The sequence below is a fragment of the Arthrobacter zhaoxinii genome, from assembly GCF_025244925.1.
Taxonomy (GTDB): Bacteria; Actinomycetota; Actinomycetes; order Actinomycetales; family Micrococcaceae; genus Arthrobacter_B; species Arthrobacter_B zhaoxinii.
Window position 1 is genome coordinate 1,079,359 of record NZ_CP104275.1, and the last position, 19,923, is coordinate 1,099,281.

Annotated in this window: 18 protein-coding genes; 15 read left to right on the top strand and 3 right to left on the bottom strand. The window is 68.5% G+C overall.

Features of this window, described 5'->3' with window-relative positions:
- Positions 1-143 precede the first annotated feature (143 nt).
- Positions 144-1,517 carry an HNH endonuclease signature motif containing protein gene (locus N2K95_RS05020; protein WP_260653194.1) on the top strand — a complete coding sequence of 458 codons (1,374 nt, stop codon included), beginning with the start codon at positions 144-146 and terminating at the stop codon, positions 1,515-1,517.
- A 15-nt stretch (positions 1,518-1,532) separates the two neighbouring features.
- On the opposite strand, the gene N2K95_RS05025 is transcribed toward N2K95_RS05020, so the two are convergent.
- Positions 1,533-2,282 carry a class I SAM-dependent methyltransferase gene (locus N2K95_RS05025; protein ID WP_260653195.1) on the bottom strand — a complete coding sequence of 250 codons (750 nt, stop codon included), beginning with the start codon at positions 2,280-2,282 and terminating at the stop codon, positions 1,533-1,535.
- Between the two features lie 151 nt (positions 2,283-2,433).
- Between N2K95_RS05025 and N2K95_RS05030 the strand changes: the two genes are divergently transcribed.
- From N2K95_RS05030 to N2K95_RS05070, 9 genes are all read left to right on the top strand, one after another.
- Positions 2,434-2,820 carry a TraR/DksA family transcriptional regulator gene (locus N2K95_RS05030; RefSeq protein WP_260653196.1) on the top strand — a complete coding sequence of 129 codons (387 nt, stop codon included), beginning with the start codon at positions 2,434-2,436 and terminating at the stop codon, positions 2,818-2,820.
- A 118-nt stretch (positions 2,821-2,938) separates the two neighbouring features.
- Entirely contained in the window at positions 2,939-3,433 is a 495-nt protein-coding gene (locus N2K95_RS05035) for a GNAT family N-acetyltransferase (protein ID WP_260653197.1), read from the top strand.
- 193 nt (positions 3,434-3,626) lie between these two features.
- Positions 3,627-3,923 carry an Asp-tRNA(Asn)/Glu-tRNA(Gln) amidotransferase subunit GatC gene (gatC, locus tag N2K95_RS05040; protein ID WP_227924393.1) on the top strand — a complete coding sequence of 99 codons (297 nt, stop codon included), beginning with the start codon at positions 3,627-3,629 and terminating at the stop codon, positions 3,921-3,923.
- A gap of 8 nt (positions 3,924-3,931) precedes the next feature.
- A complete protein-coding gene (gene gatA, locus N2K95_RS05045) occupies positions 3,932-5,434 on the top strand; it encodes an Asp-tRNA(Asn)/Glu-tRNA(Gln) amidotransferase subunit GatA (RefSeq protein ID WP_255793366.1) in 1,503 nt (500 codons plus the stop codon).
- A complete protein-coding gene (gene gatB, locus N2K95_RS05050) occupies positions 5,435-6,952 on the top strand; it encodes an Asp-tRNA(Asn)/Glu-tRNA(Gln) amidotransferase subunit GatB (protein ID WP_260653198.1) in 1,518 nt (505 codons plus the stop codon).
- A gap of 98 nt (positions 6,953-7,050) precedes the next feature.
- Positions 7,051-7,950, top strand: coding sequence for an aminoglycoside phosphotransferase family protein (locus N2K95_RS05055; RefSeq protein WP_260653199.1), 900 nt, complete (start codon positions 7,051-7,053; stop codon positions 7,948-7,950).
- A 4-nt stretch (positions 7,951-7,954) separates the two neighbouring features.
- Positions 7,955-8,758, top strand: coding sequence for a SpoIIE family protein phosphatase (locus N2K95_RS05060; protein ID WP_260653200.1), 804 nt, complete (start codon positions 7,955-7,957; stop codon positions 8,756-8,758).
- Positions 8,755-9,915 (top strand): NAD(P)/FAD-dependent oxidoreductase, encoded by a 1,161-nt coding sequence (locus tag N2K95_RS05065; RefSeq protein WP_260653201.1) that lies wholly within the window; start codon positions 8,755-8,757, stop codon positions 9,913-9,915. Before N2K95_RS05060 ends, N2K95_RS05065 begins: the two co-directional genes overlap by 4 nt.
- A 150-nt stretch (positions 9,916-10,065) precedes the next feature.
- Positions 10,066-11,004, top strand: a complete 939-nt coding sequence (locus tag N2K95_RS05070; protein WP_260653202.1) for a hypothetical protein — start codon at positions 10,066-10,068, stop codon at positions 11,002-11,004.
- A 282-nt stretch (positions 11,005-11,286) separates the two neighbouring features.
- Here N2K95_RS05070 and N2K95_RS05075 read toward each other — a convergent pair whose 3' ends face one another.
- Positions 11,287-11,586 (bottom strand): acylphosphatase, encoded by a 300-nt coding sequence (locus N2K95_RS05075; protein WP_260653203.1) that lies wholly within the window; start codon positions 11,584-11,586, stop codon positions 11,287-11,289.
- A gap of 61 nt (positions 11,587-11,647) precedes the next feature.
- On the bottom strand, positions 11,648-13,225 hold the full coding sequence (gene hutH, locus N2K95_RS05080) for a histidine ammonia-lyase (RefSeq protein ID WP_260653204.1): 1,578 nt from the start codon (positions 13,223-13,225) through the stop codon (positions 11,648-11,650).
- Between the two features lie 161 nt (positions 13,226-13,386).
- On the opposite strand from hutH, the gene N2K95_RS05085 reads away from it, so the two are divergent.
- From N2K95_RS05085 to hutI, 5 genes are read left to right on the top strand one after another with little or no spacing between them, the layout of a single operon-like run.
- Positions 13,387-14,250: an IclR family transcriptional regulator gene (locus tag N2K95_RS05085; protein ID WP_260653205.1), complete on the top strand. Its 864-nt coding sequence runs from the start codon at positions 13,387-13,389 to the stop codon at positions 14,248-14,250.
- 24 nt (positions 14,251-14,274) lie between these two features.
- Entirely contained in the window at positions 14,275-15,960 is a 1,686-nt protein-coding gene (hutU, locus tag N2K95_RS05090) for a urocanate hydratase (RefSeq protein WP_260653206.1), read from the top strand.
- 17 nt (positions 15,961-15,977) lie between these two features.
- Positions 15,978-17,177, top strand: a complete 1,200-nt coding sequence (locus N2K95_RS05095; RefSeq protein WP_260653207.1) for an allantoate amidohydrolase — start codon at positions 15,978-15,980, stop codon at positions 17,175-17,177.
- Positions 17,178-17,203: 26 nt separating this feature from the next.
- A complete protein-coding gene (locus N2K95_RS05100) occupies positions 17,204-18,643 on the top strand; it encodes a formimidoylglutamate deiminase (protein ID WP_260653208.1) in 1,440 nt (479 codons plus the stop codon).
- Positions 18,640-19,863 (top strand): imidazolonepropionase, encoded by a 1,224-nt coding sequence (gene hutI / locus N2K95_RS05105; protein ID WP_260653209.1) that lies wholly within the window; start codon positions 18,640-18,642, stop codon positions 19,861-19,863. Before N2K95_RS05100 ends, hutI begins: the two co-directional genes overlap by 4 nt.
- Positions 19,864-19,923 lie beyond the last annotated feature (60 nt).

Consider the following 19,923-nt stretch of genomic DNA (forward strand, 5'->3'; position numbering starts at 1 on the left):
AGAATCCCGTTCCCGATACCGAGTCTGGCCATGCCGACCCCTCCGCCGCCGAGCCCTCCGATCCCGAAGCTCCCGCCGCCCCCGATTCCGAAGCCGATAGGTCTGCCTCCGATTTCCCAGACGGTTTCACCGGGACATTGGCCGTGCAGAACCTTGAAGCCTTCGACGAGCAGACGGTCGGCGAAGCCCTGTCCCGGGTGTCACACCTGATGTCCTGGGGGCAGGCGCTGCATGCCCGTCTGATCAACCGCATGGGGGAGCTCTTCCGGGACGACAGGTATACCCCTTCCGATCGGATCGAAGCGGGGCTGGCGTTCAGCCTGGCAGCTTCCGAATGCGCGGCCATATTGAATGTTCCGCAGGTCACCGGTCAGCGGCTCCTCAGCGAAGCGACGAGTCTATGCACTTCCCATACGGCAACTCTGACCGGGCTGGAAGAAGGTCGCCTTTCCTACCAGCATGCCCAAGTAATACTGGATCAGTGCCAAAACGTTCCAACCGGGGCACTCCCGGAATTCGAGGCGGACCTGCTGGCAGCAGCGGAGGGCCAGACCCGGTCCCAGTTCTCCGCCCGGGCGCGCCGGCTGCGCGAGAAACGCTATCCGGACACCATCAGCAAACGGCATCTGACCGCGTTCGAGCAGCGCAAAGTCATTCTGGACCGGGAGGAGGACGGCATGTCCTGCCTGTCGGCTTACCTGCGGGCTGCGGAAGCGCAGCAGATTTACACCGCTCTCAGCACTGCGGCGCGGGGTGAGCAGGCTGGAGGCGACTCCCGGTCCACGGATCAGTTGCGTGCCGATATTCTGGCTCAGCTGCTGATGGGCAGCAGTCGGGGACTTTTTACCGCGACCACAGACCAGGCCGGAGCCCCAGATGAGGCCGAAACCGGCTCTGGAGGCGGCTCGGAAAGTGCTCCCGAGCGCCACGCCGGACCAGACGAGGGGATCGTCCCACGGGCGGAAATCATGGTGCTGATCAACGCCGAAACTCTCTTCGGAGCCGACGACCAGCCGGCCGAACTGCACGGCTACGGGCCCATCAGTGCAGAGGCGGCCCGCAGGCTGGCCCGCAACGCCGCCGGATGGACCAGCCTGGCCCAGGACCCGCAGACCGGAGAAATCCTGGGCGTGGGGCGGCGGCGAAAGGTCCCGGCCGGGCTAAGACGCTGGCTCCGGGCACGGGACGGAACCTGCAGGTTCCCCGGCTGCAGGGTCAGCACCGCAAATTCGGACGTCGACCACACCGTCGACTGGGCGCAGGGCGGCCCTACGGATCACGGAAACCTGGAGCATCTGTGCCGTCGTCACCACAGGTTCAAGACCTTGGGATATTGGAAGGCCTGCCAACCCGTGCCCGGCTTGATCGAGTGGACCTCACCGACCGGACGGGTCTACCGGACCGAGCCCTTCTTGGAAATGAACCTGCCGGGTCCGGCATTGGATCGGAGCGGACCTCCCAGACCGAAGGATTCAGGGCAGGACGATTCTCGGCAGGAACAGGCACCGCCATTCTGAGGCTCGTCTCCCGGGCTACCGCCGGGCAGCCACAATGATCTCCCGGCTCTCCGCTTCCACGAACGGGCCGCCCTCCCAGTCGCCGTACCAGTCCACATAAGTGAACCCGGCCCGATCCAGCAGATCCTTCAGCACCTCCGCCCGCACAAACTTCAGCGTGCTGCGGCTGACGAACCGCTCGCCGTCGGACCGGAAGACGGTACGGTCCTCGAAGGTGACCAACGCGCCGTCGGGCTGGTCGTCCACCGAGATCAGCTCCCACTCCACCTCGAGCGTTCCCGCAGAAGATTCAGAGACCGACGGGCCGGCATTGCCGCTGTCCCACTTCAGCCAGGCTTTCGCCGCAGGGTTCCGCGTCTCGAAATAGAAGGTTCCCCCTGGGGCCAGCCGGGACCGAACAGCTATCAGCGTTTCGAGGATCTCGGCCTCGGTAAGCAGGCACTGGAACGCATGCCCGGTCATCACCGCAGCATCAAACGGACCCGGAGGCAGATCTGCTGCGGTGCCCTGTACCCAGTCGACCAGCTCGCCGCCGTCGCGCGACCGCGCCGCCTCCAGCATGCCGGAGGCCGGATCGATGCCGGTCAACATGTGGCCCGCCAGCGCCAGGCGCACGGCGAAACTGCCGGTGCCGCATCCGACGTCGGCGATGCGGAGCGGTTCATCGCCGATCAGACCCGCGTAAAAGTCGGTGTCCCATTGCCCGGCATTGTCTTCGTCATAGAGAGCTACAAGCCGCGGCTCGTTGTAGACCGTGTCAACCATTATTCCCCCGGATCTCGGACAGTTGACCCGAATCCTACCGGTATTAAGCCCTGAGGAAAGGACCGCACCCGGAGGCCCTTTTCCCCGCTCCGGAGCCGGATAATTTATCCCGATGCATCCCGTGCAGCACCGACTCACAGGAGGAAAAGGCATGCCTAAAAAAGCACCCACGGCCCCGCCGGAACTCGACGCCGCCTACTTTGCCCGCCTGATCGACGAACGGATGGAACACACCCGGGAGCAGATCACCACGCTGACCGCGGTGATCCGGGAAGTCACGCTGGCAGCCAAGGACATCCCGGCGGATGACGAACACGATCCCGAAGGAACCACCGTGTCCGTGGAGCGCGCCAACGAGGTAGCTCTGCTGGCCGCAGCGGAAGCATCACTGATCGAACTGATGGAGGCGCGGGAACGCCTGGCCACGGATGGCTACGGAATCTGCGAACGCTGCCAGAATCCGATCCCGGCGGCACGGCTCGAAATCCGGCCGGAAACCCGCTTCTGCGTGGAGTGTGCAGCAGCCCGCCGACGGTAGTTCAGCGACAGGAAGGGGTCAGAGGCTGTGCGCCGTCTCACCGCCGTCCGGAAACCCACCGGAGCGGGGATAGAATCTACGTGCACTTCAACCATGACTTTAAGGATCCGTACCACGCATGAGCATCACCATCCGGCTTGCCACCGAGGCTGACTTTGACGACATCCGCCGGATTACCCGTGAGGCTTACCTGCACGGCAATCACATTGAGGCCGACAATCCCTACGTCAAGGAACTGGAAAACGTCGAGGACCGGGCCAAGCACACCGAGCTGTGGGTCGCCGAGCTCGACGGCAAGGTGGCAGCTTCTGCCGCCATCACCTATGCCGGCCAGCCCTACACGGACATCGCCGTTGAAGGCGAACTCGAATTCCGGATGCTCGCCGTGGATCCGACCCTCCAGCGCGGGGGAGTGGGCCGCGCAATGGTTAACGCCATTGTTGATTACGCCCGGAACAAGGACGGCATCGAGGCGGTCAGCCTCACCAGCATGACCACCATGCTGAACGCCCATGCCCTCTACCTGTCCTGCGGGTTTGAACGCGTTCCGGAGCGGGACTGGACCGTTCCCGGCGAGGACTACATTCTCTGGGTGTTCCGCAAGGCGGTCTAGTTCTCCATCAGTACGCGGCCCAAGCCGTCCCGGTGCCCGACGGCGCCGGGACGGCTTTTGCGTGTCGGAAGCGTGTTGCAGCGTGTCGGCAGCGTGTGGCGGCGGCCTCCATGCCCTGCCCCGGAACGCCGTAGACTGGAACGGATACCGGCGTAAAGCCGAAAAACGTTCCTAAAAGACGCATGGGAGACTCATGTCTGAGATCAATCGTGAGGCTGTGGCGCATCTGGCGCGGCTGGCCCACATTGAGATGACCAACGACGAGCTGGACAAGATGGCCGGCGAACTCGATGTCATCGTGGATTCGATCAAATCCGTAAGCGAAGTTGCCGGCGAGGACATCCCGGCAACCTCCCACCCCATCCCGCTGGTCAACGTTTTCCGTGAAGACGTTGTGGGGCAGACGCTGACCAATGAAGAAGCCCTGTCCGGCGCCCCGGACAATGCCGCCGGCCGCTTCAAGGTCCCTGCCATCCTGGATGAGGAGTAAAAGCTTCCATGAGTGAACTGATTACATCAAGCGCCGCACAGCTGGCCGCCAAGCTGGCTGCCGGTGAAGTGTCCGCCGTCGAGGTCACCCAAGCCCACCTGGACCGCATCGCCGAAGTTGACGGCGCCATCAACGCCTTCCTGCACGTCAACACCGACGAGGCGCTGCAGGTTGCTGCCGACGTCGACAAGGCCCGCGCCGCCGGCGAGGAACTGCACGAACTGGCCGGCGTCCCCATCGCCATCAAGGACCTGATCGTCACCAAGGGCCAGCCCACCACGGCCGGCTCCAAGATGCTCGAGGGCTGGATGAGCCCCTACGACGCCACGGTGATCTCGAAGATCCGTGCAGCCCGCATGCCGATGCTGGGTAAGACCAACCTGGACGAGTTCGCCATGGGCTCCTCCACGGAGCACTCCGCGTACGGCCCCACCCGCAACCCGTGGGACCTGGACCGCATCCCCGGCGGCTCCGGCGGCGGATCAGCTGCCGCCGTCGCCGCTTTCGAAGCGCCGCTGGCACTGGGCACCGACACGGGCGGATCCATCCGCCAGCCGGCCTCCGTCACCGGTTCGGTGGGCGTGAAGCCCACCTACGGCGGCGTCTCCCGCTACGGCGCCATCGCCATGGCCTCCTCGCTGGACCAGATCGGCCCGGTCTCCCGCACCGTGCTGGATGCTGCACTGCTGCAGGAAGTCATTGGCGGCCATGACCCCCGCGACTCCACCTCCCTGACTGACCCCGTGGGTTCGCTGGCCGACGCCGCCCGTAACGGCAGCGTTGCCGGGATGCGGATCGGCGTCATCAAGGAACTGCAGGGCGAAGGCTACGAAGCCGGCGTCCAGGCCCGCTTTACCGAGTCCCTGGAACTGCTGCGGGATGCCGGCGCGGAAATCGTTGAGGTCTCCTGCCCCAACTTCAAGTACGCACTCGGTGCCTACTACCTGATCATGCCGTCCGAGGCCTCCTCGAACCTGGCCAAGTACGACGGCGTCCGGTACGGCATGCGCGAGCTGCCCGCCGAGCCGCCGCTGACCATCGAACGCGTGATGGGTGCCACCCGCGCCGCCGGCTTCGGCGACGAGGTCAAGCGCCGCATCATCCTGGGCACCTACGCCCTGTCCGCCGGTTACTACGACGCCTACTACGGCTCGGCCCAGAAGGTGCGCACCCTGATCCAGCGCGACTTCAACGCCGCGTTCGCCCAGGCCGACGTGCTCATTTCCCCGACCTCGCCCAACACGGCCTTCAAGCTCGGCGAAAAGCTGGACGATCCGCTGGCCATGTACCTGAACGACGTCGCCACCATCCCGGCCAACATGGCCGGCGTCCCGGGCATCTCCATCCCCGGCGGACTGTCCGACGGGCTGCCCGTCGGCATCCAGTTCCTGGCCCCGGCCCGCGAAGACATCCGCCTCTACCGTGCCGGCGCAGCTCTGGAGAGCATGCTGGAACAGAAGTGGGGCGGCCCGCTGCTGGCCTCGGCACCCGTACTCGGAGGAGTGAAGTAAATGTCCGTCCATATCCAGGATGAAACCCTGTCCTTCGAAGAGGCCATGGAGAAGTACGATCCGGTGCTGGGGTTCGAGGTCCATGTGGAGCTGAACACCAAGACCAAGATGTTCTCCGACGCCCCCAACATCTTCGGCGACGAGCCCAACACCGCCGTCACGCCGGTGGACCTGGGCATGCCCGGCGTGCTGCCGGTGGTGAACAAGACCGCTGTGGAGTACTCGATCCTCATCGGCCTGGCGCTGAACTGCAAGATCGCCGAAACCTGCACCTTCGCCCGGAAGCAGTACTTCTACCCGGACACACCCAAGAACTTCCAGACCTCCCAGTACGAAGACCCCATCGCGTACGACGGCTACCTGGACATCGAGCTCGAAGACGGCACTGTGTTCCGCGTCGAGATTGAACGCGCCCACATGGAGGAAGACGCCGGCAAGCTGACGCACATGGGAGGCGCAGCCGGCCGCATCCAGGGCGCCGACTTCTCCCTGGTGGACTACAACCGCGCCGGCGTTCCGCTGGTTGAGATTGTCACCAAGCCGATCGAAGGCGCCGGATCGCGTGCCCCCGAGCTGGCCAAGGCCTACGTGGCCGCCATCCGGGAAATCGTGAAGAACCTCGGGGTCTCCGACGCGAAGATGGAGCGCGGCAACGTCCGCTGCGACGCCAACGTGTCGCTGCGCCCGTACGGCCAGGAAAAGTTCGGCACGCGGTCGGAAACGAAGAACGTCAACTCGCTGCGCGCCGTCGAACGCGCCGTCCGCTTCGAGATCCAGCGCCACGCCGCCGTCCTGGACTCCGGCAACTCGATTGTCCAGGAGACCCGGCACTGGCACGAGGACACCCGCTCCACCACCTCGGGCCGGCCGAAGTCCGACGCCGATGACTACCGGTACTTCCCGGAACCTGACCTCCTGCCCGTGGTCACCACCACGGAATGGATCGAAGAGCTGCGCTCCCGCCTGCCCGAGCCGCCGGCCGAACGCCGGAAGCGGCTCAAGGAGGACTGGGGATACTCCGACGCCGAGTTCCGCGACGTCGTCAACGCCGGAGTCATGGAAGCCATCGAGGAAACCATTGCCGCCGGCGCTTCGGCGCAGGTAGCCCGTAAATGGTGGATGGGCGAAGTCGCCCGCCGCGCCAAGGAAGCCGAAGTGGACCCGGTCGACGTCGGCGTCACGCCGGAGCTGATCGTGGAACTGGACCGCCTGGTCCAGGCCGGCAAGATCAACGACAAGCTGGCCCGCCAGGTCCTCGACGGCGTCCTCGCCGGCGAAGGCACCCCGGAGGAAGTCATCGAGGGGCGCGGCCTGGCCGTGGTGTCCGACGACGGCCCCCTCCTCGAGGCGATCGACGCGGCCCTAGCGGCCCAGCCGGACGTCGCGGACAAGATCCGCGGCGGCAAGGTCCAGGCTGTCGGCGCCATCGTGGGCGGCGTGATGAAGGCCACCCGCGGACAGGCCGACGCCGGCCGCGTCCGCGAGCTGATCCTGGAACGTCTCGGAGTACAGGGCTAACGTCCCCGGAGATTGACAGGGGACCCCGGCAGGCATTGTGCCTGCCGGGGTCCTTTACATTGGTGACCCGCCGCACACCCGGCGGGTACGCTGGCGCAATGGCCAACCTTCCCGCAGCTGAAATCGCCGCCGACCCCGCCCTGGTGCGGCAGCTCGTGGAGGAGCAGCATCCGGAGCTGGGCGGGCAGACCCTGCAGCAGGTCGCCAGTGGATGGGACAACTACATTTACCGGCTCGGCACCGACTATGCCGTGCGGCTGCCGCGCCGACGGACCGCCGCCGGACTGACGGCCAACGAACAGCGCTGGCTCCCGCAGCTGACCGCCGATGTGCCCGTACAGACCTCCGCCCCGCTGTTCTGCGGGGCACCGTGCGAGCTCTACCCCTGGCCGTGGAGCATCACCGCCTGGTTCGACGGCCAGGACGTGTCCCTCTCGCCCCGCGACCGCAACGTTGCCCTGGCCGAACCGCTGGCCCGGTTCCTTAATGCCTTCCACCGTCCGGCCCCGCCGGATTTCCCCCGCAACCCCGTCCGGGGCGGTCCGCTGTCGGGCCGGGACGAAGCCGTACAGGGCAGGCTGAACAGCGGCATGGTGCCCCACGCCGCCCGCGTGCAGGAACTCTGGGACGAAGCCCAGAACATCCCGGCCTGGACCGGGCCCCCGCTGTGGCTGCACGGAGACCTACACCCCGCGAATCTCGTGGCCAAGGACAACACCCTGCAGGCGGTCATCGATTTCGGCGACCTCACCGCCGGTGACCCGGCCACCGACCTCGCCGCGGCCTGGCTGGTGTTCGACGCCGAGGGCCGGGCCGGATTCCGCGCCGCCCTGGGTAGCCAGTACGACGGCGACCCGCACGTCTGGGAGCGGGCCCGCGGCTGGGCGGTCTGCATGGCTACCGTTCTGCTGGCCAATTCCGACGATGCCCCCGGGCTGTACCTGGTGGGCTCGGAAACCCTGATGGAAATTCTCACCGGCGACCGGGAAAGGTTCTAGCCCCGTGGCGGCCAGCAGCTGGAAGCACTCTGTCCGGATCTCCACCGAAGGCGACGGGCACGTGCAGGAAGACACCTGCGGGTACGCGGCCGGCACGGCCTGGGTGATCGACGGTGCCAGCGTACTGCTGCCCCAGCTGGGACTGCCCGGGCCCTCGGACCCGGCCTGGTACGCCCGGAACCTGGACCTGCTGTTGACCGATGCCGCGGTGGCTGCAGGTCCCGCCTCCGGCGAGTGCTCCGCTCCGGAGGTGCTGGCGGAAGCCCTAACCCGGATGGATCAGCTGGCCGGCACGGTGGCGGGGGAGGAACGGATCCGGTTTCCTTCCGCTGCGCTGTGCCTGGCCCAGCTGACGGGGGACGGCGTGGAGATTCTCGCACTGGCGGACTGCCATGCAGTGGTGGAACTGGAGGACGGTTCATCGGTTCACGTCACCCACGAACCGGCCGATATCCGGATCGGCATCGAACATTCGGCGGACCCGGTGCGGGAACGCGAGCTGCGCGTGCTGGACCGGGAGCTGCGCAACACCCCCGGCCGGCTGTGGGTGGCTCGACGGGAAGCAGAAGCCGCGTACCAGGCGCGCACTGTCCGGCTGGGCCCGGCACGGCGGGTGGTGCTTGCCTCCGACGGCGCCTGGCGGGCAGTGGAACTGGGTCTCGTCGACGGGCCGGACGGCTTCCTCGCGGCGGCAGGCTCCGCAGTCGCCGCCCAGGAACTGCTGCTGGCGCTGCGGACCCTGCAGGCGGAACTGGGCGAAAACGCCGACGACGCCACCCTCCTCACACTGGAAAGGATTTGCCCATGACTGCGAGTACGGCCTGCGACATCCTGGTGATCGGCGGAGGAATAGCCGGTCTCTCTCTCGCCGCCGAGGTCGCGGCGCGGCTGGCCGCGTCCAGACAATCCGCGTCCGGACAGGCCGCAGCCGGGCAGAACCGGGGGAGCAGCGGCGGGGTTGTCCTGGTGGAAGCGGAACCTACCTTGGGGTACCACACGTCGTCCCGGTCCGCCCGGCAGCTGATCCCCAGTTATGGACCGCCGGTCATCCAGCACCTGACCGTACGGACCCTGGCCTTGATCAGGGCGGCGGAGGCGGACCTGCCGGAACCCGTCCTGGCGCCTCGGAGCTTCCTGCTGATCGGGGATGAGGAACCGGTGCGGGACCGGGCGAGCGCCCATATGCACCCGGTGATGCCGGCCGAGGCACTCGGGCTGGCTCCGGAACTCCGGCCGGAGGCGTTCAGTGCCGCAGGACTCGACACCACATCAGTGGCCTGTAATACCGATGCCCTGCTGGACTACCACCGGGAACGCCTGACCGCTGCAGGCGGCCGCATCGTCACGGGCCAGCGGGTGCAGGCGGCACGGCGCACGGGGAGCCCGGGCCGGCAGCGCTGGGAAGCCGCTGCTGACGGAATGCGGTTTGAGGCTCCGGTGGTGGTCAATGCAGCCGGCGCCTGGGCGGATATCGTCGCGGAAATCTTCGGAGCCCGTCCCCAGGGCCTCACACCCTACCGCCGCACCGCCGCCGTCGTCGATGTTGAACGGCCGCTGGACGCCGGGGCGCCCATGGTGGCGGATGCCGGCGACCGGTTCTACTACCGGCCTGAAGGCAGGCAGGTACTTATATCGCCGTCGGAACGCGAACCGAGCGTGGCAGAGGACTCCCGGCCGCGCGACGCGGATGTGCAGGCATTGGTGGAACTGGTCAACACGGTCACGACCATGGGCATCACCGGAGTTGCCCGCGCCTGGACCGGGCTGCGTACGGAGACACCGGACGGGCTGCCCGCCGTGGGCTGGGATCCGGCCGTCCCGGGGTTCTTCTGGCTGGCCGGACAGGGCGGATACGGGTTCCAGACGTCCTCCGCCATCGCCGAGCTGGCAGCGGGAATCCTGCTTGCCGAGGGCGTCGAAAACGGTGCCCGGGAAGCCCTCAGCCCTGCCCGCCACCAAGTGTGACCAAAGTCTCATCAATTGGCGCGTAACGAATCAGCCAAGGTGCGCGCGTATGGTCAGGAGATTCCCGGGATATGCCTAGAGTTGTAGTCATAAGCCCTTCCGCCAAAACGTGTATGCATCGAAAATGCAGTGCTCGAAAGGTCAGTCTCAGTGCCAGATTTCTTGCCGCCGAAAGTTGTTGGCGTGCAGCAGCGTCCGTTTTACCTCCGGGTTCGTTCGATCCTGGTCATTCTTAGTACGCTGTGGCTGATTTCTGCCGTTATCGGGGTTGGCTTCTTTTCCGGCGGCACCACTTCACTCGCCTTTTCGCTGATTCTTCTTTATGGCACGGGCGCCGCTCTGCTGGTGGTTATTTCGGCCCTTTACCGCGTCCTTTCCAAGGCAGCGCTTCAGCGGGTGGTCGCCGCCCCCGACGACAATGCCGCCGCCGTGTTTGTGGACACCACCCGGTCAGCGACGGAAGAAATCATGGCTGCGCTGCGCCCGGCCACACCCCGCGGACGTCCGGCCGCGTCCGTCCGGATGCCGCGGACGGTGGATGCCGTGGACGTGGCTGCTGCTCTGGCGGCACGCACGGCGGCAATGACGAACGCCGTGGCGGCTGAGAAGTCCGCGGCTGCCGCGGCAGGGATGGTGGCTAAGCCGACGGCCGCAGGCAAGTCCGCGGTAAGCAAGCCCGCCGGCCAGAAGAAAACAGCCCCGAACCAGCCGGCGCAGGCAAATAAGGCCCAGGCCAGCAAGGCACAGGCCGGCAGGAACCGTCCCGCCACTAACACCGGTTCACGCGGCACGGGCAACCAGGCCAGCACCGCGCCGAAGAAAAGCACCGGCGGCAAGAAGCCGGGTGCCGCGGGGAACAGCGCATCCGGGGACAAGGGCACGAAAAACGGATCCGGCGAAGCTTCCGCAGGGGCCAAGGGCCCTGCCGGGGCCGCGGATTCAGCAGCAGCGAAGGCGCTCACCATCCCCGGCATCCGCACCGCCCAGCAGGACATCCTGCCGCGCCAGACCGGCGCCCCGTCCTGCGGCCTCGCCACGGGCCCGGCCCGGGCGGGCAGCACCGGAGACTGCCGGTACGCCGCAGCCTGACGCTTCCGGAGCATCGAACTGCTCCGCGGCCAGCGCCTAGAAACCGTCACGTACTCAGGTAGTTGTCAGGTTGTCTTCAGCACCTACCCAGACGGGCCGTTTATTGTCGTTAGTACCTCATAAGGGTGCGAGTGATGAATGGACCGAGTAGTGACCGGTCCGGACGCCGGCAGACAAGGGTTGTTTCCCCCAACCAGCCCCATGTCTGCCGGCGTTTTCCCTTTTAACCGGCGCTGCTGCTAGCCGGCGCTGCGGCGGCGGACCGCCCGGCACCCGGCAGGGTTATTCGGCACTGAAGTTCGGAAATTCCCCGGTAGCCGGAGAAAAGGATTCTTCGACGCCGGCCACCACTCCCGGTGCCTTCGGGCCGCGCAGGAACTCCCGCAGTCCGTCCAGGGCCGGTTCCCTGCCTTCGGCCACCACCCGGACGGATCCGTCCGACGCGTTCGAGACGACGCCGGTCAACCCCAGCTGCACGGCCTGCTGGAGGGTGCGGTAACGGAACCCCACGCCTTGTACCTCGCCGGTGACCCGGGCGGTCAGCCGGCGGGGCGCGCCTTCGGGATGCTCTTGCTCGCTCATCCGCACAGCGTAGCGCGGGGGAGAGCCGGAGCGGCGGGCATTCCGGCAATCGGCAGCGAAATCAGTGCAGACGGGTTCCCAGAACGTCCTCCACCGCTGCCAGCAGCGAGCCGTCGTCGACGAGCACCCGCACCGCCTCGATCTCGGGGGAGAGGTAGCGGTCCGGACCCGGTCCGGGAACAACGGCACGGATCGCCGTTCGGCAGGCAGTCACGGCTGGTGCGCTGCGGGACGTGGCAGCGCCGCCGTCGCGCATATCGAGGCCGCGGGCACTGGTCAGCAGTTCGATGGCCAGCACCCGGGTCAGCCCGTCGATCGCCCGGCGCAGTTTCAGCCCCGCGGCCCAGCCCATGGAGACGTGGTCCTCCTGCATGGCGGAGGACGGGATGGAATCCACCGAGGCCGGCACTGCCAGGCGCTTGAGCTCCGAGACAATGCCGGCCTGGGTGTACTGGGCGATCATGTGGCCGGAGTCCACACCGGGATCAAAGGCCAGGAACGCGTTGAGGCCGTGGCTGCGGGACCGGTCCAGGAACCGGTCCGTGCGCCGCTCGCTCATGGAGGCGACGTCCGCGACGGCGATGGCCAGGAAGTCCAGCACATAGGCCACCGGCGCACCGTGGAAGTTGCCGTTGGACTCCAGACGCCCGTCCAGCGTCACCACCGGGTTGTCGATGGCTGAGGCCCGTTCACACTCCGCCACCATTTCGGCGTGCTGCAGCGTGGAGCGTGCGGCACCGTGCACCTGGGGTGCGCAGCGCAGCGAGTAGGCATCCTGCACCCGGGTGAACCCGCCCGTCTTCTGCTCCTCGATCAGGGCCGATCCGGCCAGGACCGAACGGATGTTGGCCGCGGAGTCGGCCTGCCCCGGCTGGGGCCGCAGCGCCTGCAGATCCGCGGCAAACACACTGTCACTGCCGAGCAGGCCTTCCACACTCATGGCGGCGGCGAGGTCCGCCGTGGCCAGCAGCCGGCGCAGGTCCGCGACGGCCAGCGTCAGCATGCCCAGCATTCCGTCCGTGCCGTTAATGAGCGCCAGCCCCTCCTTTTCCTGCAGCTCCACCGGCTCCAGCCCGGCAGCGGCGAGCGCGGCGGACGCAGCCATGAGCTGCCCGTCCGCCGTCCGCACCTCGCCTTCACCCATCAGTGCCAGGGCACAGTGGGAGAGGGGAGCCAGATCGCCGGAACAGCCCAGGGATCCGTACTCACCCACCACCGGCGTGATGCCGGCATTGAGCATCCCGGCATACGCCAGCCCGACGGCGGGACGCACGCCGGTGCGGCCGGTGGCCAGCGTCGCCAGACGGTTCAGCATCAGGGCCCGCACCACCTCGCGGTCCACTTCCGCTCCCGACGACGCCGCGTGGCTGCGGATCAGCGAGCGCTGTAGCTGGGTGCGTTGTTCCGGCGGGATCTGCTTGACCGCCAGGGCGCCGAAGCCGGTGGAGACCCCGTAGTGCGGCTTCTCATCGGCGGCGAGAGCTTCGATGACTCCGCGCGAGGACGCCATGGCAGCCAGGGCTTCCGGGGTCAGGGTCACCGGCACACCGTGCCGGGCGACGGCGAGGAGGTCCTCTCCGGACAGCGGACCTACCCCCACCCGCACGGCAGCTGCCTCGTCGTTGTTTTGTACCTGCATGCTGGCTCCTCCTGCGCTCCCACGGATGTCCGGTCCGGGCATTGGTGCCCGGCCGGTTCGTGCCGGCGGTTGCTATCCATCTTGCCCGTCCGACCGTCCGGCGGAGTGCAGGCCGGCTGATTCCGTTTCTGGGATCCCAGACGCTCGCCTAGACTCTGGGCATGCCCGCCGCCTATTCCCGCGTCCAGGTTCCCGCCGCGGCCCAGGTCCTGGCCATCCTGCGCTATCTGGGACAGCAGGCCGGCCCGGTCAGCGCTTCCGCCGTCGCGCGGGACCTTTCGCTGCCTCGCTCCACCACCTATCACCTGCTTGCGGCGCTGGTGAGCGATGGTTTTGCCGTGCACCTTCCGGAGGAGCGCCGGTATGCGCTGGGCGCAACGGCCCACGAGCTGGGCACCGGTTACTCCCGGCAGGCCCCGCTGCAGCGTATTGCCCGGTTCCCGCTGCGCCGGCTGGTGGCTCGGACCAGGTTCACTGCACACCTGGCCGTGCTGCAGGGGACGGATGTGATCTACGTGCTCGAGGAACGGGCCCCGCACCAGCAGCCGCTGGTGACCGACGCCGGTATCCGCCTGCCCGCCCACCGCACCGCCAGCGGCAGGGTCCTGCTGGCCGGCATGACCGGGGCGCAGCTGCGGGCCCTGTATCCGGACCCCGGGGCGGTCCGGTCCTCCCGCAGCGGCGGCACCGCCCTGCCCGGCCTGCTGGAAGAGGTCCGCGGACGCGGCTACGCCTGGGAAGAGAATGAAGTCACCGAAGGATTCTCCTCCGTCGCCGTGCCGGTCCCGGATCGAACCGGGCACGCCGTCGCCGCCCTGACCCTGACCGCACCGAACCGCGCACAGAACCGCGCACCGGGCATCGAGGCGGCTTCGGCACGGGGGATCGATGCCCTGGCCGCCCAGGTCCTGCCCGGCCTGCTCCGCTGCGCCGCCGAACTTTCCCGCCGGCTGGGTGTCCGCCCGCAGCTGGATCCACAGGCGTCTGGTACCCCAGACATCCCTCCCGGGGCGGCTGCGCCCTGAGCGACCCGGGGCTACGGTCTGGCTATGGCAACCACTTCTGACCCGTCCCGCCGCATCCGGGCACCGCGCGGCACCGACCTCACCGCGCACAGCTGGCAGACCGAGGCGCCGCTGCGGATGCTGATGAACAACCTGGATCCGGAAGTAGCCGAACGCCCCGCGGACCTGGTGGTCTACGGCGGCACCGGCCGGGCCGCCCGCAGCTGGGAAGCCTACGACGCCATCATCCGGACCCTGTCCACCCTGGCCGACGATGAAACACTGCTGGTGCAGTCGGGCAAACCGGTCGGGGTTTTCCGCACCCACGAATGGGCGCCGCGCGTGCTGATCGCCAACTCCAACCTGGTGGGGGACTGGGCGACCTGGCCCGAGTTCCGCCGGCTGGAAGCCGAGGGCCTGCTGATGTACGGGCAGATGACCGCCGGGTCGTGGATCTACATCGGAACCCAGGGCATCCTGCAGGGCACCTTTGAAACCTTTGCCGCCGTGGCCCGGAAGCTCTTCGCCGACGAGAACGCCACCCTGGCCGGCACCCTGACCCTGACCGGAGGCTGCGGCGGCATGGGCGGGGCACAGCCGCTGGCAGTCACGCTGAACGGGGGAACTGTCCTGATTGTCGACGTCGACGAGGCACGCCTGCGCCGACGCGTCGGGAAGCGCTATCTGGACGAGGTGGCACCGGACCTGGACACCGCCGTCGCCCGCGTTATGGCCGCCCGCACGGAAAGACGGGCCCTGTCCGTGGGGCTGGTGGGCAATGCCGCGGAAGTATTCGAGGAACTGCTGCGCCGCCAGCTGGCCGGGGAGGTCACAGTCGACATTGTCACGGACCAGACCTCTGCCCACGACCCGCTGAGCTACCTGCCCGCCCGTATTCCGGTGGACCGCTGGCAGACCGAAGCCGCCGCCGATCCGGAAGGCTTCACCAAGCAGGCGCGCGAATCCATGGCCCGGCACGTGGCCGCCATGGTCGGGTTCCAGGACGCGGGCGCCGAAGTGTTTGACTACGGCAACTCCATCCGCGACGAGGCACGCCAGGGCGGCTATGCCCGGGCGTTCGACTTCCCCGGCTTCGTCCCCGCCTACATCCGTCCGCTCTTCTGCGAAGGGATGGGGCCGTTCCGCTGGGTGGCCCTGTCCGGGGATCCGCAGGACATCGCGGTGACCGATGCGGCCATCAAGGACCTGTTCCCGGAGAACCTGCGCCTGCACCGCTGGATCGACGCGGCGGCCGAACACGTGGAATTCGAAGGCCTGCCCGCGCGCATCTGCTGGCTGGGCTACGGAGACCGTGCCAAGGCCGGTCTCCTGTTCAACCGGCTTGTCGCCGAGGGAAAGGTCAGCGCGCCCATCGTGATCGGCCGGGACCACCTGGATTCGGGGTCGGTAGCCTCCCCGTACCGGGAGACCGAGGCCATGGCGGACGGGTCGGACGCCATCGCGGACTGGCCCCTGCTTAACGCCCTGCTGAACACCGCTTCCGGTGCTACATGGGTGTCCCTGCACCACGGCGGCGGCGTGGGCATCGGCCGTTCCATCCACGCGGGCCAGGTGGGTGTGGCCGATGGAACCGACCTGGCGGCCCGTAAACTGGAAACCCTTTTGACCAATGATCCGGGTACCGGGGTAATGCGGCATGCCGACGCCGGGTACTCCCGCGCCGCGGACGTGGCCGCCGAGCGCGGCATCCGCATCCCGATGAGTGAATAGCCAGCCTGGAGAGAACCATGGACACCGTTAGCAGCCTGCTCGCCTCAATTGCCGACGTCGGTCGGGATCCACTGCGCGGCGGCTACTCCCGCCCGGTGTTTTCGACGCCGGAGCTGACGCTCCGCGAGTGGTTCGTCCAGGAGGCACAGCGCCGCGGGCTCGACGTGGAAACGGACCGCAACGGCATCCTCTGGGCCTGGTGGGGGGAACCCGAACGCGGGGCGCTGGTCACGGGCAGCCACCTTGACTCCGTGCCGGGCGGCGGCGCCTTCGACGGACCCCTGGGGGTGGCCTCCGCGCTTGCCGCCGTGGACCTGCTGCGCGAGCGCGGGATTAGCCGCAACCGCTCCCTGGCCATCACCGTCTTTCCCGAAGAGGAGGGGTCCCGCTTCGGGGTCGCCTGCCTGGGCTCGCGGCTGCTCACCGGCGACATCGACGCGGACAAGACCCGGAACCTGCGCGACGCGGACGGAACCACCTTTGCGGACGCCGCCAGGGCAAACGGACTCGACCCCGCACGGCTCGGACGCGACGACGAGGCGCTGGCCCGCATCGGCGACTTTGTGGAACTGCACGTGGAACAGGGCCGCGGGCTCGGCGAGGACGGAGCGGCCGTTGCCGTGGGCGGATCCGTCCTGGGCCACGGCCGCTGGCGGATCAGTGTTACCGGGCAGGGCAACCACGCCGGCACCACCGCTATGGCGGACCGCGCCGACCCGATGGTGGCAGCCGCGCAGATCATCCTCGCCGTGCAGAACGCCGCCGCCGCGGTCGACGGCGCCCGGGCCACAGTGGGCCGGATCGCGCCGGTCCCGGGCGGCACCAACGTCATCGCCTCCCGGGTGGACCTCTGGCTCGATGCCCGGCACCCGGACGACGCCACCGCGCTGGCCCTGGTGGAAACCATCCACGGCAAGGCGCAGAAAATTTCCGCCTTCGAAGGCTGCACCGTGTCCCTGACACCGGAATCCTGGACCGGCTCGGTCACCTTCGACACCGCCCTGGGCCGCAGCCTGGAACTGGCGCTGCCCGGAGCCCCGGTGCTGGCCACCGGTGCTGGCCACGACGCCGGCATCCTCGCCGGACACGTGCCGTCGGGGATGCTGTTTGTCCGCAACCCCACCGGGATCTCGCACTCCCCGGAGGAACACGTGGAAGCCGAGGACGCCGACGCCGGAGCCGGGGCGCTCGCCGATGTGCTGGAGGCTCTGCTGTGAACGGCACCGCTGTGAAAGGCGCTGTTGTGAACGGCACCGCGATGAAAGGTGTCGCGGACCGGTCCCCGGAGGACGGCGCTGCCATCTGGTGCGAGGCCGGCTGGTACGAGGGCAGCATCCGGGAAAGCATCCGGCTCACGGTCGACTCCGCCGGAAGAGTCGCGTCGGCCGTCCCCGGATCGCGCTCCGAGCCCGGGGACCTGCTGCTGTCCGGCGTCGTGTTCCCCGCAGCAGCCAACGCCCACTCGCACGCCTTCCACCGGGTGCTGCGCGGCCGCACCCACACCGCGGGAGATTTCTGGAGCTGGCGGGAACAGATGTACTCGGCCGCCGGGTCCCTGACCCCCGGCCTGTACGAGCAGCTGGCCACGGCAGTCTTCACGGAGATGCTGGTCTCCGGGTATACCAGCGTGGCCGAGTTCCACTATGTGCACCACGCCCCGGACGGGTCCGCCTATCCGGAGCACGGGATGGAACTGGCCCTCGCCCGCGCCGCGGTTGCCGCCGGCATCCGGCTGACCCTGCTGGACACCTGTTACCTTTCCGGCGGTTTCGGGGCCGGTGGAGTGGGCACGCCGCTGGATACCCGGCAGCAGCGGTTCGGAGACGCCGACGCCGATGCCTGGCTGGAGCGCTTCGCCTCACTGCAGGCGGCGGTCCGGAAGCGGTTTGCCCCGGAGCAGGTGAGCGTCGGGGCCGCCCTGCATTCGGTCCGCGCGGTCCCGGAGGCCGCGCTGGCCCGAATTGCGGAGCGGCTGCCGGCCGGGATTCCGCTGCACATCCACCTGTCCGAACAGCCGCAGGAAAACGCCGACTGCCTCGCTGCCACCGGGATGACTCCCACGGGGCTGCTGCACCGGCACGGCCTGCTCGGACCCCGGCTCGCCGCCGTCCATGCCACTCATCTGACCGACGCGGACATCGCCCTGCTGGGGGCGGCCGGCGCCACCGCGGTGTTCTGTCCCACCACGGAAGCGGACCTGGCTGATGGTCTCGGCCGAGCCGCGGAGCTGAGGAACGCCGGGGTGGCCCTGGCGCTGGGCAGCGACCAGCACGCCGTCGTCGACCCGTGGCTGGAGATGCGGGCCCTGGAATACGGGGAGCGGCTGCGGACCGGCCGGCGCGGGTCCTTTGCCCCGGCGGACCTGCACGTCGCCGCGTCCGACGCCGGAGCCGCGGCGCAGGGACGAACGGCGCCCGGGCTGGAACCGGGGAAGGCCTGCGACCTTATGGCGGTTCGCCCGCACAGTGTGCGCACCGCCGGGTCACGAACCGACCAGCTGGCATTCTCCGCCACCGCCGCGGACGTGGCCGCCGTCGTCGTCGGCGGCCGGCTTCGCGCCCGGAACGGGCAGCACACCACCCTCGGAGACCCGGCGGCCCTCCTGCAGGCCGCGATTGCCGCGGTCGACTCCGCCCCCGCACCAGTGCACGAAACCCGGCTGGAAGGAACCCGGCACCTATGAGCCCGGCCACGATACTCGTCACCAACATCGGTGAACTCTCCACCCAGGACCATTCCGCTGACGCGCCGGTGCTGCAGGATGCCGCCATCGTGTTCGAGGGGGAGCGGATCAGCTGGATCGGTCCGGCGCGGAACGCTCCGGCCGCGGACGAGGTGATCGACGCCGGCGGGCGGGCCGGGCTGCCCGGCTGGGTGGATTCGCACACCCACCTGGTGTTTGCCGGGGACCGCAGCGCGGAGTTCGAGGCGCGGATGGCGGGGAAGGCCTACGAAGCCGGCGGGATCGCCGTCACGACGGAAGCCACCCGGGCGGCGTCGGACTACGACCTGACCCGGCTGCTGCTGGCCCGGGCCGCCGAAGCCGCAGCGGGCGGCACCACGTACCTGGAGACCAAGACCGGCTACGGATTGAACGTGGAAGAGGAACGCCGGCATGCCCGGATCGCCTCCACCGTGGCGGACGCCGTCACGTTCCTGGGCGCCCACCTGGTGCCGGACGGAGCCGATGCGGATGAGTACACGGACCTGGTCTGCACCGACATGCTCGCCGCGGTGCGGCCGTACGTGCAGTGGGCGGACGTCTTCTGCGAAAAGGGAGCGTTCACCGAGGGGCAGTCCCGCCGGGTGCTGCAGGCGGCCGCGGATGCCGGGCTGGGGCTGCGGGTGCACGGCAACCAGCTCGGGCCCGGGGCGGGGGTGCAGCTTGCGGCGGAGTTCGGGGCGGCCAGCGTGGACCACGTGAACCATCTGTCCGACGACGACGTCGCGGCGCTCGCGGACACCTGGTCCGGGTGGGATGCCGGAGCCGGCGTTCCCGGCACCGTCGCGACCTGCCTGCCCGCCTGCGACCTGTCCACCCGGGCTCCGTTGGCGCCCGCGCGGCGCCTGCTGGACGCCGGGGTGCAGGTGGCCCTGGCTTCGAACTGCAACCCGGGCACGTCCTTCACGAGCTCCATGGCTTTCTGCGTGGCCACAGCTGTGCTGCAGATGGGCCTCACCGTGCAGGAGGCTGTCCGGGCAGCCACCTACGGAGGTGCCCTGGCGCTGCGGGTGCACACCGGTGAGGACCGGGACGGTGTACGGGCTGTCGGGTCCCTCGCCGTCGGGCATCGTGCCGATCTGCAGCTGCTCAACGCTCCTTCGGCCGCCCATCTGGCGTACCGGCCCGGCATGCCCCTGACCGGCATGGTGTTTAAGGCCGGGGTGCCCGTCCGGCGGTGACTTAGGGGAGGGCGACCCGCAGCAGCACCCTTGCGCTCTGCCGCCGGGATGGATGGAGTG

Coding starts and splice junctions, on each gene's coding strand:
- N2K95_RS05025 (WP_260653195.1), bottom strand. CDS start 2,282: ATGGTTGACACGGTCTACAACGAGCCGCGGCTTGTAGCTCTCTATGAC.
- N2K95_RS05030 (WP_260653196.1), top strand. CDS start 2,434: ATGCCTAAAAAAGCACCCACGGCCCCGCCGGAACTCGACGCCGCCTAC.
- N2K95_RS05035 (WP_260653197.1), top strand. CDS start 2,939: ATGAGCATCACCATCCGGCTTGCCACCGAGGCTGACTTTGACGACATC.
- gatC (WP_227924393.1), top strand. CDS start 3,627: ATGTCTGAGATCAATCGTGAGGCTGTGGCGCATCTGGCGCGGCTGGCC.
- gatA (WP_255793366.1), top strand. CDS start 3,932: ATGAGTGAACTGATTACATCAAGCGCCGCACAGCTGGCCGCCAAGCTG.
- gatB (WP_260653198.1), top strand. CDS start 5,435: ATGTCCGTCCATATCCAGGATGAAACCCTGTCCTTCGAAGAGGCCATG.
- N2K95_RS05055 (WP_260653199.1), top strand. CDS start 7,051: ATGGCCAACCTTCCCGCAGCTGAAATCGCCGCCGACCCCGCCCTGGTG.
- N2K95_RS05065 (WP_260653201.1), top strand. CDS start 8,755: ATGACTGCGAGTACGGCCTGCGACATCCTGGTGATCGGCGGAGGAATA.
- N2K95_RS05075 (WP_260653203.1), bottom strand. CDS start 11,586: ATGAGCGAGCAAGAGCATCCCGAAGGCGCGCCCCGCCGGCTGACCGCC.
- hutH (WP_260653204.1), bottom strand. CDS start 13,225: ATGCAGGTACAAAACAACGACGAGGCAGCTGCCGTGCGGGTGGGGGTA.
- N2K95_RS05085 (WP_260653205.1), top strand. CDS start 13,387: ATGCCCGCCGCCTATTCCCGCGTCCAGGTTCCCGCCGCGGCCCAGGTC.
- hutU (WP_260653206.1), top strand. CDS start 14,275: ATGGCAACCACTTCTGACCCGTCCCGCCGCATCCGGGCACCGCGCGGC.
- N2K95_RS05095 (WP_260653207.1), top strand. CDS start 15,978: ATGGACACCGTTAGCAGCCTGCTCGCCTCAATTGCCGACGTCGGTCGG.
- hutI (WP_260653209.1), top strand. CDS start 18,640: ATGAGCCCGGCCACGATACTCGTCACCAACATCGGTGAACTCTCCACC.